Consider the following 16,302-nt stretch of genomic DNA (forward strand, 5'->3'; position numbering starts at 1 on the left):
AAAGGAGCGAAAAGTGGGCCTGATACAGAATATCTTAGCCGTCATTGTGGTGCTGGGACTGCTCGTGACCTTTCATGAATTCGGGCATTTTTGGGTCGCGCGTCGCTGCGGCGTCAAAGTGCTGCGCTTTTCAGTAGGGTTTGGTAAACCGCTATGGTCGACGGTGGATCGTCACGGCACTGAGTTTGCGGTGGCGGCCATTCCGCTGGGCGGGTACGTCAAAATGCTTGACGAGCGCGAAGCGCCGGTGCCAGACGACCAGTTGGAGCAAGCCTTCAATCGCAAAACCGTATGGCAGCGCATTGCCATCGTCGCTGCGGGTCCCATCGCCAACTTTTTGCTCGCCATCGTCGCCTACTGGGCACTGTTCGTGGCGGGAACGACCACGGTGGCACCGCTCGTCGGCGACGTTACTCCGAACTCGCCGGCTGCGCAGGCGGGCTTGGCGCAGGGCAGTGAAATCACCGCTATCCAGGGCGAGCCAACGCGCTCTTGGGAAGAGATCAATCTGAAGCTGGTGTCCATGATCGGCTATAGCGGCGAGCTCACCATCGAGGCAACGCCAGAGGGGGCGAGTGCCACACGCCGCTATCAACTGCCAATCAGTAACTACATGGTGCGCCAGGATCCGCCTCAACCGTTGCAAACACTGGGCTTTTCACCCTGGCGCCCTGACATACCAGCAGTGCTCGGTCAGGTCGTTTCTGGGCAGGCGGCCGATGTCGCAGGGCTTCAACCGGGGGATCGTATCGTGTCGCTCGATGGCGAACCCATCGATGATTGGATGCAGTTCGTCGCTGTGATTCGCGACAGCGCGGGTGAGACCTTAAGCGTTGCGTACCAGCGTGGAGGCGAACAGGGCACGCTCTCGCTCACGCCAGGACGTAATACGCTGGAGAGTGGTGACGAGGTTGGGTACATTGGAGCCGGTGCAGAGCCGTTTAGCTGGCCTGAGTCGCTGCAACGCGAAATTCGCTATGGGCCGATCGAAGCCGTCGGCCAAGCGCTGTCGCGCACCGGTGAAATGGTTCTACTGACGGTAGATGCGATCCGAAAGATGCTGGTGGGGCTTATCTCCCCCTCTAACCTCTCCGGGCCGATCACCATTGCACAAATCTCCGGCGACTCGGCACGCGCGGGGCTCGAAGCCTTCGTAGGCTTCCTCGCCTATCTGTCGATTAGCCTAGGGGTGCTGAATTTGCTGCCCATCCCCGTGCTCGATGGCGGTCATCTGCTTTACTATTTCGTCGAGGTGTTACGTGGGCGGCCGGTATCCGAGCAAACACAAGCGATAGGGCTGCGCATCGGGCTCGCCATGGTCGGTACCCTGATGCTAATGGCGCTCTATTTCGATTTGATGCGCCTGTGGTAATAACGCGTGTAGCGCGCTGGATGCCTTGTCATCTGCCTGCACAAATGTATATGGTGCCTGTCTTAACCGACGGGCAGACCAACGCGAGCGAACTGACTGCATGAAAATCAAGACCCTTGGAATGGCGGCACTCTTGCTGGTAGGCGCCAGCGGCGCCCAAGCACAATCCTTTGACGTTTCAGACATTCGTGTGGAAGGACTGCAGCGGGTTTCCGCCGCCTCGGTCTTTAATGCGTTCCCGGTGAGCGCCAACGACCGTGTCGACGAGCAGCAGCTCGCCGCGGCCGCCCGTGACCTGTTCGCCACCGGTTTGTTCGAAGACGTCTCGTTGGCCCGGGAAGGCGATGTGCTGGTGATCCAAGTGGTCGAGCGCCCCACCATCGCGCGCTTGAACATCGAAGGTAACGACCAGATCTCTGATGAAGACCTGCGCAACGGGCTACGCCAGTCGGGTTTGTCGGAAGGGCAGGTCCTACAGCTCTCGACGCTCGAAGAGATCGAGCGTGAGCTCGAGGGCGTCTATCAATCCCAGGGGCGTTACAGCGCTAGCATCGACGTTAACGTCGAGGAGATCGACGAAGGCCGCGTTCAGGTCAACATCGATATCAACGAAGGCGAAGTGGCCAAGATCCGCCAGATCAATATCGTCGGTAACCAGGATTTCGACGATGAGACGCTGCGCGACGTCTTCGAGCTGAACGACCGCCCAGGGCGTATCTTTGGCTGGTTCTCCAAAGACGAGTACTCCCGCGAAGCGCTCTCTGGCGATATCGAGCGTCTGCGTTCGTTCTATTTGGATCGTGGCTACGTCAACTTCGATGTGACGTCGACCCAGGTATCGATTGGCCCCGAGAAGTCCGACATCTTCATTACGCTCAATGTCGATGAGGGCAGCCAGTACCGCGTAGGCGATATCCGCTTTGCCGGTGATTTGCAGATCAGCGAAAACGAAGCCCGCAACCTGCTCGAAATCAACAGCGGCGATATCTTCTCCCGTGGCGATGTCAACGCCTCGACGGAAGCGCTGCGCCAGCGTCTGGGCGCGGAAGGCTTCGCCTTTGCCGAGGTGCAGGGCATTCCTGAAGTGGCCGATGACGGTGAAACGGTCGATCTCGTGATTGCTGTGAATCCAGGTCAGCGCGCTTACGTGCGTCGAATCGAGTTCTACGGTAATACCACGACCCAGGACGAAGTATTGCGCCGCGAGATGATCCAGCTCGAAGGCGCACCGGCATCGACGGAGTCGATCACGCAGTCGCGTCAGCGTCTGGAGCGTTTGGGCTTCTTTAGCCAAGTGGAAGTCGACACGCAGCCGGTACCGGGTGAGCCCGATCTGCTGGACGTGACTTATAACGTGGAAGAGCAGCCCTCCGGTTCGGTCTCTGCAAGCGTCGGCTTCTCGCAGAGCGCGGGCGTGATTTACGGGGTCGGCCTGGCTCAAAACAACTTCCTTGGCACCGGTAACCGTGTCAACGTCGGCGCCCAACGCAGTGACACCTTCACCAGCGTCAACTTCGCCTTCACCGATCCTTACTGGACGCTGGACGGCATCTCTCGCGGGTACAACGTGTTCTACCGCGAAACCGACTACGCCGACTCCGATATCTCGACGTTCTCGACCGATGCCTACGGTGCCGGTATCAACTTCGGCTACCCCATCAGCGAGTTGTCTCGCCTGAACTTCGGTGCCAGCGTCGAAGACGTCACGGTGAAAACCTACTTCGACACTGCCTCGGAAATCCGCCGCTATGTGGAAGATGAAGGCGAAAATGCGCAAAGCCTGAAGTTGACCGCGAGCTGGACACGCAACAACCTGAACCGGGGCATCATGCCGACCGCCGGTAATTACCAGCGCGTCTCGTTGGAAACCGGCGTGCCGGGTAGCGATGCGGAGTACTACAAACTCCAGGCCCGCGCGCAGCAGCTCTTCCCGTTTAACGATGACGAAACCTGGGCGCTGAAGTTCAGCGGTAATTTGGGCTACGCCGATACGCTGGGCAGCAACGATCCCTACCCGTTCTACGAAAACTTCTATGCAGGCGGCCTGGGCTCGGTGCGTGGTTTTACCTCCAACACCTTGGGCGAGCGCACCACGCCCGCCCGTGAGGGTGGCCGTGACCGCACCTTGGGCGGTAACGTACTGGTAGAAGGCTCCGCCGAAGTGCTTTTCCCGATGCCGTTCGTCGAGAACCAGCGCTCGGTACAGCCCTCGCTGTTCTTGGATGCAGGTAACACCTTCCTGAGCTCGTGCTACGACGTGCTGGAAGCGGATGCAGGACGCCAGCAGTGCAGCTCGGGCGTTGACCTTGGCGATCTGCGCTACAGCGTGGGCGTTGGCCTCTCGTGGCTGACGCCGGTAGGCCCGCTGACCTTTAGCGTGGCCGAGCCGCTGAACGACGAAAGTGGTGATGATACGCAGTTCTTCCAGTTCTCGCTGGGTCAAACGTTCTAATTGAAGGAGTAACACCATGGTGCGTAAACTGACTGCTGCTGTGTGTCTATTAGGGGCGATGACCCTACCGGCGTATGCCGCTGAAGTTGCGGTACTGGACTGGCGTGCGGCGCTGATGAATACACAGTCGGCTCAATCTTCGCTGAGTCAGCTCGAAGGGCAAATCGGTAGCCAGCAGCGTGAAGCCGAGGCGCTGGGCGGCGAGTTACAGCAGTTGCAGACGCGTCTGCAGCAGGAAGGGGAGACCATGTCTCAATCGGAGCGCGAGTCGCTGATTGCCGAGCTGCAGCAGAAGGGCGGTCGCTTCGAGCAGCTGCGCCGTGAAGTGCTGCAAGCGCAACAGGCCTCCGAGCAGCAATTCTTGCAAGGGGCCGAAGCCAAACTGGAGCAGGCCGTCGAGCAAGTGCTCGAACGTCATAACATTGACGTCCTCGTAGAGCCGCAAGGTGTGCTGCACTCCTCGACGGATCTACCCAACGTGACCAACGAAGTCACCCAGATTTTCGATTCGCTGAACTAATTTAATGACCCTCGGTGCGGCTTGGCCGCACCACTGCTTCCTTGGGCTCCCATGACGCACGCTTCTTACACTCTCACCCTTGCGGACATCGCACGTCACCTCGGCGTTGATTTCGAAGGCGACGACCATCAGCCCATCCGCGGTTTGGCAACGCTCAAGGAAGCAGCGTCGGATCAGGTCGCGTTTCTTGCCAATCGCGCCTACTTGAAAGACTTGGCCACCACCCAGGCGGCGGCCGTGCTGCTGCACCCAGAGCATGGCAAGAACTGCCCGGTGCCGCGCTTGGAGATGGAGAACCCCTACTTGGGTTACGCCAAACTGTCGCAACTGTTCGATCCGTTACCGGCGCGAGACGTGCCGGGCATCCATCCCACCGCCATGGTCGCCGATGGCGTCATGCTGGGAGACGGTGTCTGCGTGCAAGCGAATGCAGTGATCGAGCCTGGCGTCGTGCTAGGAGATCGCGTGGTCGTTGGGGCAGGTAGCGTGATTGGCGCGGACTGCGTGATTGGCGATGACACGCGGCTGCACGCCAATGTGACCGTGTGTCACGGCGTCGTGATGGGCAAGCGCGTCATTCTACAAAGCGGCTGCGTGATTGGCGGCGACGGCTTCGGTTTTGCCCACGATGGGGCTGGCTGGCACAAGATTGCTCAGCTGGGCGGCGTGGTGCTCGGCGATGATGTGGAGGTCGGAAGCTGTTCCAGTATCGACCGAGGCGCGTTGGGCGATACCGTAATTGGCAACGATGTCAAAATCGACAGCCAAGTGCAGATTGCCCATAACGTCACCATTGGTGACCATAGCGCGCTAGCTGGCTGCGTCGGCATTGCAGGCTCTACCAAAGTGGGTAAGCACTGCATGTTGGGCGGCGGCGTGGGGCTCTCGGGCCACCTGACCATCTGCGATGGGGTGCAGGTCACAGGCATGAGTTTGGTCACCAACTCGATTCACGAACCGGGGGTGTACTCGTCGGGTACCGGTGCCATGAGCAACACCCAATGGCGCAAAAATGCAGTGCGCTTCAAGCAGCTCGACGATATCGCCAAGCGTTTGGCGCGGGTAGAAAAAAGCCAGCGTGAATCGTGAAGAAAGAAGGATTTCCTAAGGGAGTGGCTTGAGGCTTCATAGCAGAAGGTTATAATCCACTGCCTTTTTACCAGTAGGATTGCTGGTACGTGCCTGACACTGCTCAGGCCTTTCGTCATTTTAGAGGTCGTTACGATGGTTATGGATATCAACGAAATTCGCGAATACTTGCCCCACCGCTACCCGTTCTTGCTGGTGGATCGAGTCACGCAGTTAACCGTGGGCGAAACCATCGTTGCGTACAAAAACGTGAGCATCAATGAGCCGTTCTTCAACGGCCATTTTCCTCACCATCCCATCATGCCCGGCGTACTGGTCGTTGAAGCGCTAGCACAGGTATGCGGTATCCTTGGGTTCAAGACGGTCAACAAGCTGCCGGCCGACGGCTATGTCTATTACCTCGTAGGCAGCGACAACGTACGCTTCAAGCGTCCTGTCATGCCAGGTGACCAGCTAACGCTCGAAGCCAACGTCATTCGCGGCAAACGGGGCATTTGGAAGTTTGCCTGCCGTGCCACTGTCGACGGCGAGCTGGCCTGCGAAGCGGAAATCATTTGTGCCGAGAGGAAGGTGGCTTGATACATCCTACTGCTTTGGTCGACCCAGCGGCACGGCTTGCCGATGACGTCGAGGTTGGCCCGTTTAGCGTGATTGGGGCAGACGTCACGATTGGCGCAGGTTCGGTCATTGGCCCCCATGTGGTGGTGAAAGGCCCCACGATACTGGGGGAGCGCACGCGTATCTTCCAGTTCGCCTCGGTGGGCGAAGACTGCCAGGACAAGAAATACGCGGGCGAACCAACGCGTCTCGTGATGGGTGACGATAACGTGATCCGAGAGGGGGTCACGCTGCATCGTGGTACCGTGCAAGACCGCAGCGAGACCACTATCGGCTCGCGCAATCTGTTTATGGCATACGTACATGTCGGCCATGACTGTGTCATTGGTAACGACTGCATCTTGGCCAACCAAGTGACCTTGGCGGGTCACGTGACGCTGGGCGATCACGCCATTTTGGGCGGCTTGTCCGCCGTGCATCAGTTCTGCCACTTTGGGGAGCACGCCATGGCGGGCGGCGGCTCGATCATTACCAAAGACACGCCTGCCTACGTCATGATCAATGGTAATCCCGCAGAGGCGCGTGGCTTGAACTTGGTCGGCTTGAAGCGCCGCGGGTTTAGCCGTGAAGCGATCGCTGCGCTGACCTCCGCTTACAAGCTGGTGTATCGTCAAGGCTTGACCGTCGAACAAGCAGTCAGCGAAATGCGCAGCCGCTTCGATCTGCCGGAAGTCACGCAGTTTGCAGACTCCATTGAGCGCTCGACCCGCGGTATCGTTCGCTAACTCTTCTCTTAACCGGCTCTCCCGTCACTATGACACTGCAGCGCGTATACCTTGTGGCAGGCGAACTCTCCGGCGATATCCTCGGTGCGGGACTGATGCAGGCGCTGCGCGCCCGCCATCCCCAGGTGGAGTTTCGCGGCATGGGCGGCCCTCGTATGGAGGCCCAAGGCTTGAAGAGCCGCTTTCCTCTCGAAACCCTTTCGGTGATGGGCTTGGTCGAGGTACTCAAGCACCTGCCCGAACTCATCCGTGTGCGCCGTACCCTGCGTGAAGAGGCGCTGGCTTGGCAGCCGGACATCATGATCGGCATCGACGCCCCCGACTTCAATATCGGCCTGGAGAAGCAACTTCGTGCCGCGGGTATCACGACGGCCCATTACGTGAGCCCCTCGGTATGGGCGTGGCGTCAGGGGCGTATGAAGAAAATCGCCAACGCGGTGGATGCCATGCTCACGCTGCTGCCTTTCGAGGCGGATTTCTACCATCGCCACCACGTTCCCGTGGCCTTCGTTGGTCATCCGTTGGCCGACGAACTGCCGCTGGAAAATGATCGCGAGGCGGCCCGCCGTGCGCTGGGCTTGGACCCGGGCGCACCGGTATTAGCGCTACTGCCCGGCTCTCGGCGGAACGAAGTTCGTTTCATGGGGGCCACCTTCTTGGAGGCGGTGACGCTGCTGTGCCAGCGCCACACGGAGTTGCAGGTGGTGATCCCTGCGGCCACCGCTCAGCGCTATACCGAGCTTGGCGCGCTGTTGGCAGGCTACCCCGCGTTGGCCCAGCGGATCACGCTGCTGGAGGGCCAAGCCCGCGAGGCGATGGTCGCCAGCGATGCGGTACTGCTGACCTCCGGTACGGCGGCGCTAGAGGCCATGCTGTGCCATCGCGCCATGCTGGTGGCGTATAAAATGGCACCCGCGACCCATTGGCTCGCCAAACGACTGGTGAAAACCCAGTGGATCTCGCTGCCGAATTTGATTGCTCAGGAGAGCGTGGTACCAGAGCTGATTCAGCACGCGGCGACGCCGGAGGCGATTGCCGAGCAGTTAGACCAGCGACTGAGCGATGCCGAGACGCGTCACGCACTAGAAGCGCGCTTTGCCTCGATGCATGCCACGTTGCAACGCACGGCCAGCGAGCGCGCCGCGCAGGCGATTACCGCTTTGGTTGCAGGCGAGCCGCTGGAGGCTAAATCGGATGCCGACTAAACCAGCCGACTTTCCACCGCTGGTGGTGGAGTATGCGGGGGATTTCCTGGCGGGGGTCGATGAAGTCGGTCGTGGGCCGTTGGTGGGGAGCGTCGTCGCCGCCGCCGTGATTCTTGACCCCAAGGCGCCCATCGTTGGGTTGACCGACTCCAAAAAGCTCACTGCCCGCAGGCGTGAGTCGTTGGATGTGCTCATTCGCGAGCATGCCCTCGCGTTTGCCGTGGCAGAGGCGAGCGCTGAAGAGGTCGACTCGCTCAATATCTATCATGCGACGCATCTGGCCATGCGGCGCGCGGTGGATGCCCTACGTCCCCAGGCCGAGTACTTGCTGGTGGATGGCAATCGGCTGCCGGGGCATGCGCTGCCGGGGCAGGCCGTGGTGAAGGGTGACGCTCGTCATCCCGCGATTGCCGCCGCCTCGATTCTGGCCAAGGTGGCGCGGGATGCGCAAATGGCCGAGCTGGATCTGCGCTATCCTGAATACGGGTTTGCCCGCCACAAAGGGTACCCCACCAAGGAACACTTGGCGGCGCTGGAAGCCCACGGTGCACTGGCCGAGCACCGGAAGAGCTTCGCGCCCGTACAGCGCCAGTTAGCGCTGCTGTAGTCGCACACTTCATTTCATTTAGCGTTCAATGCTGAGAGTCCCATGACGGTTCCGTTCGTTCATCTTCGTTTGCACAGTGAATACTCTCTGGTCGATGGCTTGGTCAAACTCAAGTCACTGGTCAGCACGACCGCTGAGCGCGGGATGCCGGCGCTGGCGCTCACCGATGAAGCCAACCTGTTTGGTTTGGTCAAATTCTACAAAGCCGCCCAGGGCGCCGGGCTGAAGCCGATCATCGGTAGCGATCTCTGGCTCTCGAATCCCCATGATGAGGCGCACCCCTATCGCATCACGCTGTTGGCGATGAACGACGTGGGCTACCGTAACCTGACCGAACTGATCTCCAAAGGCTGGACCGACGGTCAGCGCCAGGGACGGGCGATCCTCGATAAACAGTGGGTATTGGCGCAGAGCGAAGGTCTGATTGCCCTGTCGGGCGGGCGTGAAGGCGAGATTGGCCGCCATCTGCTCTCCGAGCACGAGCGGGAAGCGCGCCAGCTGCTGGAAGAGTGGCAGCAGGCGTTTCCCGACCGCTTCTACCTGGAGCTCATCCGCACCGGCCGCCCTCTGGAAGAGGCCTGCGTACACGCTAGCGTTCAGTTGGCGATCGAGACCGGCACGCCGGTCGTCGCCACCAACGACGTGCGCTTTCTGGAGCGTGAGGATTTCTGGGCCCACGAAACCCGCGTCGCCATTGGTGAGGGTAAAGCCCTGGACGACCCGCGCCGCGAACGCCGCTATACCGAAGAGCAGTACCTCAAAAGCCCCGACGAGATGGCGGCGCTGTTTGCCGATATCCCCGAGGCGCTGGAAAACAGCGTGATGATCGCCGAGCGCTGCAGCGTCGATGTGCGTCTGGGAGAGATCTTCCTGCCCGAGTTCGGCATTCCCGAAGGCATGACCCAGGATGAGTTCTTTCGCAAGGTCTCCCACGATGGCCTAACGGAGCGGCTCGATTTTCTGTTTCCCGCCGAGCAGTACCCCAGAGACAGCGACACGTTTCGCGAGATCGACCAGCGCTATCGCGACCGGCTGGAGTTCGAGCTCAACGTCATCATTCAGATGGGCTTCCCCGGCTACTTCCTGATCGTGATGGACTTTATCCAGTGGGCCAAGGACAACAACGTACCGGTGGGGCCAGGGCGTGGCTCCGGTGCGGGTTCACTAGTGGCCTACGCGCAGAAGATCACCGACCTCGACCCCATCGGCTACGATCTGCTGTTCGAGCGCTTTCTTAACCCTGAGCGTGTGTCCATGCCCGACTTCGACGTCGACTTCTGCATGGAGAAGCGCGACCGGGTCATCGAGTACGTGGCCGACCGCTACGGTCGTAACGCGGTGTCCCAGATCGTCACCTTCGGCACCATGGCGGCCAAAGCCGTGGTGCGCGACGTGGCCCGTGCCCAGGGCAAGCCCTACTCGCTGGGTGACAAGCTCTCCAAGCTGATCCCGTTCGAAGTGGGCATGACGCTGGCCAAGGCCATCGAGCAGGAGCCCGCGCTCAAAGAGTTCATCGAGAATGACGAAGAGGCCGAAGAGATCTGGGAAATGGCCCTGAAACTCGAGGGCACCACGCGGGGTACCGGTAAACACGCAGGGGGGGTGGTGATCGCTCCCACCAAACTCACCGACTTTTCGCCCCTGCTATGCGATGAAGACGGCGCGGGCTTGGTGGTGCAGTTCGATAAGAACGATATCGAAGACGCCGGCCTGGTCAAATTCGACTTCCTGGGCTTGCGTACCCTCACCATCATCGATTGGGCGCTTGAGATGGTGGACAAGGTGCGTGACGCTAACGGCCAGGGACCGCTCAATATCGACGCCATTCCCCTGGACGACGGCAAAACCTTCGAGATGCTCAAGCGGGCAGAAACCACGGCGGTCTTCCAGTTGGAATCCCGCGGTATGAAGGAGCTAATCAAGCGCCTGCTGCCCGACTCCCTGGACGATATGATCGCCTTGGTAGCCCTGTTCCGCCCCGGTCCATTGCAGTCGGGCATGGTGGATGACTTCATCAACCGGAAACATGGCCGGGCGGAAGTCTCTTATCCACACCCGGATTATCAGCACGACCTGTTGAAACCGGTGTTGACGCCTACCTACGGCATCATTCTCTACCAAGAGCAGGTCATGCAGATCGCCCAGGTCATGGCGGGGTACACCCTCGGGCAGGCCGACATGCTGCGCCGTGCCATGGGTAAGAAAAAGCCCGAAGAGATGGCCAAGCAGCGGGCAGGTTTCATGGAAGGGTGTGCCGCCAACGGCATCGACAAAGACTTGGCGGGCAATATCTTCGACTTGGTGGAGAAGTTTGCCGGTTACGGTTTCAACAAGTCGCACTCGGCGGCCTACGCGCTGGTGTCTTATCAAACCGCATGGCTCAAAGCTCACTACCCAGGGCCCTTCATGGCGGCGGTGATGTCCACCGAGATGGACAACCTGGACAAAGTGGTGCCGCTGATCGAAGAGTGTCGTCACTTGAAGCTGACGGTGACGCCACCGGATGTCAACGTCGGTGGCTACAAGTTCACCGTGGATACCGATGGGCGGGTGGTGTACGGCTTGGGCGCGATACGTGGCGTCGGGGAAGGCCCGATTGGCGCGATTGTGGAAGCGCGAAACGCGGACGGACCGTTCAAGGATCTGTTCGACTTCTGCCGCCGCATCGATCCGAAACGGATGAACAAGCGTACCCTGGAAGCGCTGATACGCTCTGGCGCGTTGGATAACCTGGGGCCTAACCGGGCGGTGCTGTTCGCGGCGATGGAAGATGCACTGAAGGCGGCAGCGCAAAATCACGCCAACCAGAACCTGGGCATGATGGACATGTTTGGCGATGCCTTCGTCGCCGAAGAAGAGGCCAGCGATGTTTACGCCGAGTATCGTCATGTGCGCGAATGGACGGACCGTGAGCGGCTCTCTGGTGAAAAAGACACCCTGGGGCTCTACCTGACCGGGCACCCCATCGACGAGTACGAACGCGAACTCAAGCGCTTCGTGTCGACGCGTATCAGCGATTTGAAACCCTCTCGGGAACCGCAGCGGGTAGCGGGTTTGGTGGTCGCCATGCGCACCATGAAGTCCAAACGTGGCGATACCATGGCATTCATCACCCTGGACGACCGCACCGGACGTATCGAAGCGTCGCTGTTTGGCGAACTTTTCGAGCAGCTACGCGGCCAAATCGAGTCGGATCAAGTGATCATCGTGGAGGGCGAAGTCTCCAGCGACGACTTTTCCGGTGGCCTACGGCTGCGCGGCAAAGACGTGACGCCGATGGTCACGGCCCGCGTGCGCTACGGCCAAGCCGTAGAGCTGGCGCTGGATGCCGGACAGATCAATGGCCGATTGGTCGAGAGCCTGCGAGATAGCTTGACCCCTTTTCGGGATGACACCGGACTCCCCGTGCGGTTGCAGTACCGCCATCCAGACGCGACCGCTTGGCTGGAGCTGGCCGAGGAGTGGAAGGTTGCGCCGAGCGATGATCTGCTGCTTGCGCTGCGTGATGTGCAAGGGCAGGTAGGCGTCCAGTTACGCTACCGTTAATCACCTAGCGTACGAGCGCCCCAGGGCGCTCGTACGGAATTGAGCGGGCATTGCCTTGCGTGGCAGGGTCAGGGTGCGATAATGGCGCCCAATATGCTCGTTTCGACAAGGCTTATTTTTTTATAGGCAGCTTACAGGCAGAGCCGATGAATCCTAACTATCTCGATTTTGAACAGCCCGTTGCCGAACTCCAGGCAAAAATTGAGGAGCTGCGTTTGGTGAGTTCTGACAGCCAAGTGAATCTCTCCGATGAGATTTCACGGCTGGAGGAGAAGAGCCGCAAGTTAACGGAATCCATCTTCAAAGACCTGACACCGTGGCAGGTGTCGCAGCTCTCGCGGCACCCCCAGCGTCCTTACACGCTGGACTACCTAGCGCACATCTTCACCGATTTCGACGAGCTGCACGGCGACCGTAACTTTGCCGACGATGCCGCTTTGGTCGGCGGGGTCGCCCGTTTGAACGACGCCCCGGTCATGGTGATTGGGCATCAGAAAGGTCGCGACGTGAAAGAGAAAGTGCGCCGTAATTTCGGCATGCCGCGTCCGGAAGGCTATCGCAAGGCCTGCCGTCTGATGGAGATGGCCGAGCGTTTCAAGATGCCGATCCTGACGTTCATCGACACCCCAGGGGCCTACCCGGGTATCGACGCCGAAGAGCGCGGCCAGTCGGAAGCGATTGCTTATAACTTGGCGGTCATGTCACGTTTGAAGACGCCGATCGTCTCCACCGTGGTAGGCGAGGGTGGCTCCGGTGGAGCGCTGGCGATCGGTGTGTGCGACGAGTTGCACATGCTGCAGTACTCGACCTACTCGGTGATTTCTCCGGAAGGCTGCGCCTCCATTTTGTGGAAGAGCGCCGAGAAAGCCTCCGACGCGGCTCAGGCCATGGGCATTACGGCCGAGCGTTTGAAGGAGCTGGGCTTCGTGGACTCGTTGATCAAAGAGCCGCTGGGCGGCGCTCATCGTCACCCGATCGATACCGCAGCGCGGGTTAAAGAAGCGCTGTCGGCCAGCCTCGAACGCCTGCAGGCGCTGGATAGCGACGCCCTGCTAGAGCGCCGCTATGCGCGGCTGATGAGCTATGGCGCCCCAGCCGCCTAAACGGCTGTTAGGCCTGCTCGAAGACGCCCTGGCGGAGACCCCGCCAGGGCGTTGCGTTTGGGTTGCCCTCTCCGGCGGCTTGGACTCCTCGTTGCTGCTGGCGCTGGCTGCCGAGGTGTGTCGCGGCAGCGGCAATAGACTGCGCGCGTTGCACGTCAATCACGGTCTTCAAGCCGCCTCCAATGACTTCGAAAGCCACTGTCAGCGGCTGTGCCAGCGCCTGAGCGTCCCACTCACCATCGAGCGTGTGGCCGTGGACGTCAAGGGAGACGGTGTGGAAGCCGCCGCCCGGCGTGCCCGCTACGCGGCCTTTGCGCTGCATGTGCCTGCGGGTGACACCCTATGGCTGGCGCAGCACCAGGACGATCAGGCAGAAACGCTGCTGCTGGCAGCGTTGCGGGGTAGCGGCATTCGTGGGCTGGCAGGCATGCCATTTCGACGGGAGTGGCAGGGCATCACGCTGCTGCGCCCGTGGCTTGGCGTCACGCGTCAAACCCTGGCCGATACGGCCCACGCGCTGTCGCTTGATTGGTGTGAAGACCCCAGCAATCGCGATATAGCATTCGATCGCAACCGCTTGCGCCATGAGATCCTGCCAACGCTGACTCAGCGCTGGCCAGGGGCGGTGCGCTCCCTGGCCCAAAGTGCAGGCTTGGCTGGTGAGGCCGATACGCTGCTCGCCAGCTACGCTGCCGATGAGCTGGCCGGACTCACGTTAGCGCCGGGCTGTCTCGACGCGTCGGCACTGATGGCGCTGCCACTACCCCGCCAGCGCCTGCTGGTGCGCACACTCTGCCAGCAATGCGGGCTGCCGACGCCTCCCCAGGCACGCTTGACCAGCCTGCTCGGCCAGCTCAGCGCTGCCCAGGATGCCCAGGTGCTCGTCGAGTGGTCCGGTGCCCAGGCGCGGGTATGGCGGCGCAGGCTGTATCTGATGGCGCCATTGGTTGCGCTGCCAAATTGGCAAACGCCGTGGAACGGCGCTCCGGGGGTTTCAACGCCACTGGGGCCGCTGCAGCTGCGCTTGAGCGTCGATGGCGACCGCACCGCCCCCGTTGTGCTGCGCTGGCGACAGGGCGGCGAGATGCTCGACCTGCCTGGGCGCGGTCGGCGTGATCTCAAACGCTGGCTGCAAGAGAGGGCGCTACCACCCTGGGAGCGCAGGCGTTTGGTGATCGTCATGGCAGGAGAGCGCTGTCTAGGTGTGCTCCAACCGCCTGCCAAGGTACTTTGGCAGGCGGAGGGGGTCACGTTCGAGCACGAGCCTTAGGTCGGTATGTTCAAATGAAGCGTCAAACCTGCGTTGGTCATGAACGCCTGCTCCTGCTCTAAATCAGTGCTGAGCAGCGTTGGTTCATCGCTGGGGGGCAGCGTGATGGTCATCGTTTCACCTTGATGATCCACCGTGATCTCGGGCGGGATCGGCGCGCCTTCCGGGCGCGAGTGGTTGATCAAGACCGCGAGACGCAGCAAGCGCGCCAGTTTGACTGCGCTGGCCTGCTGGGACGCCGGCAGCGCTTGCCACTCTTTAATGGGGAATTTACGCCGATGGGCACGCACCAAAAACGCCAGCAACCGCTGCTCGGGGCGTGAAAATCCGGCTAGGTCGGAGTGCTCCAATAGATAAGCGCCGTGGCGATGAAACTGGCTATGGGAGATGGCCAGACCGATTTCATGCACATGGCTAGCCCACGTCAGGTAGTGGCCCTGCTCGGCGGTCAACCCCCACGGCTTTTTAATCGCTTCGAACAGACGATTGGCCGTGTCGGCGACGTTGTCCGCCTGGCGCGTATCGACGTCGTAGACCCGTTTGAGCATCTCCAACGTGTTGGAGCGGGTGTCTTCGGCGCTATTGCGTCCCGCCATGTCGTACAGGACTCCTTCACGCAGCGCGCCATCTGCAAAGCGCATCTGTTCGAGGTCGAACGCCTCGAAGATAGCGCTCAAGATGGCAATGCCTGCAGGGAAAACGCGCGCACGATCAGGCTTCAATCCCTCCAATTCCACTTTGTCGAGCTGTTTGCATTTTAGCAGCCGCTCGCGCAGCTTCTTGAGCCCGCTGCGTGTGATTACGCCTTCTTGTGGCGTGTCGCCATAGGCGAACAGGACGCTAGCGGCGGCCTTGATCGTGCCGCTGGAGCCAACGGGGTCGTCCCACCCCAGGCGCTGGTAGGGACGCTGTATATTGGCCAGCTCCGAGAGGGCCGCCAGCTCGGCGCGACGCATACGTTTTTCCGTCAGATCGCCATCGGCGAAAAAACGGCTGGTAAAGGTAACGCACCCCATGCGCAGACTCTCCAGCGCTTTGGGCTCGAAGGCTTCGCCAATAATGAATTCGGTAGAGCCACCGCCAATATCGACAATCAAGCGTCGGCCGCTTTCGGCCAGCGCGTGGGCGGCGCCCAGATAGATCAGACGGGCTTCTTCACGCCCGGCGATGATTTCGATGGCGTGGCCGAGCTGCGCCTCCGCTCGTTCGATGAACGTTTGGCTATTATGGGCGTCTCGCAGCGCGTTGGTCCCCACGATGCGCAGGTGAGACCCCTCAATATCGGTCAAAAACGGCGCAAATCGGCCCAGACAGTCGAGCGCGCGCTGCATGGCGGCTTCGCTGAGATAACCGTTTTCGTCGAGTCCTGCCGCCAGTTGGACCTTCTCGCCCAGGCGTGCCACGACTTGCAATCGTTCATTTTGGTAATTAGCCACCAGCAGGTGAAAGCTATTGGAGCCCAGGTCAATGGCGGCTAGGCGCTGCGGCTCGCCGCTCTCGAACTCGGCAGGGGCGGCGATGGGGAGCGAAATGTCCTTGGGCATGAGCTATCCTTCAAATTGGCTATGCCAAGGTTGCTGCGACCTCTGGCTATTGTCAATTGCCAAAGGCTTGCGTTTGTCGCGGGGCTTGACTACCATCGAGCTACTGGCTTGATCCGAGTTGGCTTGTTCGTCTAAACAAGCGCACTGACTCGGGCACCCCGAGCAGTACGTACCCAGATGGCATCAGCCAGATGTCCAAGTCGTCAGACAACCCGCTGAAACGCATTCTCCGTGCCAATCAGATTAGCTAG

Annotated in this window: 12 protein-coding genes; 11 read left to right on the forward strand and 1 reads right to left on the reverse strand. The window is 60.5% G+C overall.

Annotated elements, in window-relative coordinates:
• Positions 1-13: 13 nt before the first annotated feature.
• The 11 genes from rseP (at position 14) to tilS (ending at position 14,507) form a co-directional block, all read left to right on the forward strand.
• Entirely contained in the window at positions 14-1,372 is a 1,359-nt protein-coding gene (rseP, locus tag GYM47_RS02725) for an RIP metalloprotease RseP (RefSeq protein ID WP_153843451.1), read from the forward strand.
• Positions 1,373-1,472: 100 nt separating this feature from the next.
• Positions 1,473-3,824: an outer membrane protein assembly factor BamA gene (gene bamA / locus GYM47_RS02730; protein WP_369692960.1), complete on the forward strand. Its 2,352-nt coding sequence runs from the start codon at positions 1,473-1,475 to the stop codon at positions 3,822-3,824.
• Positions 3,825-3,843: 19 nt separating this feature from the next.
• Complete coding sequence (locus tag GYM47_RS02735; RefSeq protein ID WP_139528410.1) at positions 3,844-4,344, forward strand: OmpH/Skp family outer membrane protein; 501 nt, start codon at positions 3,844-3,846, stop codon at positions 4,342-4,344.
• A 51-nt stretch (positions 4,345-4,395) separates the two neighbouring features.
• Positions 4,396-5,433 carry a UDP-3-O-(3-hydroxymyristoyl)glucosamine N-acyltransferase gene (gene lpxD, locus GYM47_RS02740; protein WP_153843452.1) on the forward strand — a complete coding sequence of 346 codons (1,038 nt, stop codon included), beginning with the start codon at positions 4,396-4,398 and terminating at the stop codon, positions 5,431-5,433.
• A gap of 135 nt (positions 5,434-5,568) precedes the next feature.
• Positions 5,569-6,012 carry a 3-hydroxyacyl-ACP dehydratase FabZ gene (fabZ, locus tag GYM47_RS02745; protein WP_044629712.1) on the forward strand — a complete coding sequence of 148 codons (444 nt, stop codon included), beginning with the start codon at positions 5,569-5,571 and terminating at the stop codon, positions 6,010-6,012.
• Positions 6,009-6,776: an acyl-ACP--UDP-N-acetylglucosamine O-acyltransferase gene (lpxA, locus tag GYM47_RS02750; RefSeq protein ID WP_153843453.1), complete on the forward strand. Its 768-nt coding sequence runs from the start codon at positions 6,009-6,011 to the stop codon at positions 6,774-6,776. The genes fabZ and lpxA overlap by 4 nt, the downstream gene beginning before the upstream one ends.
• A gap of 29 nt (positions 6,777-6,805) precedes the next feature.
• Positions 6,806-7,981: a lipid-A-disaccharide synthase gene (gene lpxB / locus GYM47_RS02755; protein WP_153843454.1), complete on the forward strand. Its 1,176-nt coding sequence runs from the start codon at positions 6,806-6,808 to the stop codon at positions 7,979-7,981.
• The gene (gene rnhB / locus GYM47_RS02760; RefSeq protein WP_153843455.1) at positions 7,971-8,588 is read left to right on the forward strand and encodes a ribonuclease HII; all 618 of its coding nucleotides are present in this window, start codon (positions 7,971-7,973) and stop codon (positions 8,586-8,588) included. Before lpxB ends, rnhB begins: the two co-directional genes overlap by 11 nt.
• A gap of 42 nt (positions 8,589-8,630) precedes the next feature.
• Positions 8,631-12,134 (forward strand): DNA polymerase III subunit alpha, encoded by a 3,504-nt coding sequence (dnaE, locus tag GYM47_RS02765; protein ID WP_153843456.1) that lies wholly within the window; start codon positions 8,631-8,633, stop codon positions 12,132-12,134.
• 146 nt (positions 12,135-12,280) lie between these two features.
• Positions 12,281-13,237 (forward strand): acetyl-CoA carboxylase carboxyl transferase subunit alpha, encoded by a 957-nt coding sequence (gene accA / locus GYM47_RS02770; RefSeq protein WP_139528328.1) that lies wholly within the window; start codon positions 12,281-12,283, stop codon positions 13,235-13,237.
• The gene (gene tilS, locus GYM47_RS02775) at positions 13,218-14,507 is read left to right on the forward strand and encodes a tRNA lysidine(34) synthetase TilS (protein ID WP_153843457.1); all 1,290 of its coding nucleotides are present in this window, start codon (positions 13,218-13,220) and stop codon (positions 14,505-14,507) included. Before accA ends, tilS begins: the two co-directional genes overlap by 20 nt.
• On the opposite strand, the gene ppx is transcribed toward tilS, so the two are convergent.
• On the reverse strand, positions 14,504-16,051 hold the full coding sequence (gene ppx / locus GYM47_RS02780) for an exopolyphosphatase (protein ID WP_153843458.1): 1,548 nt from the start codon (positions 16,049-16,051) through the stop codon (positions 14,504-14,506). The genes tilS and ppx overlap by 4 nt on opposite strands.
• Positions 16,052-16,302: the final 251 nt, after the last annotated feature.

This window comes from Vreelandella piezotolerans (genome assembly GCF_012427705.1).
Taxonomy (GTDB): domain Bacteria; phylum Pseudomonadota; class Gammaproteobacteria; order Pseudomonadales; family Halomonadaceae; genus Vreelandella; species Vreelandella piezotolerans.

What these genes read in the sequence shown, in the direction of transcription:
- bamA (WP_369692960.1), top strand. Translation starts at nt 1,473, where the DNA reads ATGAAAATCAAGACCCTTGGAATGGCGGCACTCTTGCTGGTAGGCGCC.
- lpxD (WP_153843452.1), top strand. Translation starts at nt 4,396, where the DNA reads ATGACGCACGCTTCTTACACTCTCACCCTTGCGGACATCGCACGTCAC.
- fabZ (WP_044629712.1), top strand. Translation starts at nt 5,569, where the DNA reads ATGGTTATGGATATCAACGAAATTCGCGAATACTTGCCCCACCGCTAC.
- lpxB (WP_153843454.1), top strand. Translation starts at nt 6,806, where the DNA reads ATGACACTGCAGCGCGTATACCTTGTGGCAGGCGAACTCTCCGGCGAT.
- rnhB (WP_153843455.1), top strand. Translation starts at nt 7,971, where the DNA reads ATGCCGACTAAACCAGCCGACTTTCCACCGCTGGTGGTGGAGTATGCG.
- dnaE (WP_153843456.1), top strand. Translation starts at nt 8,631, where the DNA reads ATGACGGTTCCGTTCGTTCATCTTCGTTTGCACAGTGAATACTCTCTG.
- accA (WP_139528328.1), top strand. Translation starts at nt 12,281, where the DNA reads ATGAATCCTAACTATCTCGATTTTGAACAGCCCGTTGCCGAACTCCAG.
- tilS (WP_153843457.1), top strand. Translation starts at nt 13,218, where the DNA reads ATGGCGCCCCAGCCGCCTAAACGGCTGTTAGGCCTGCTCGAAGACGCC.
- ppx (WP_153843458.1), bottom strand. Translation starts at nt 16,051, where the DNA reads ATGCCCAAGGACATTTCGCTCCCCATCGCCGCCCCTGCCGAGTTCGAG.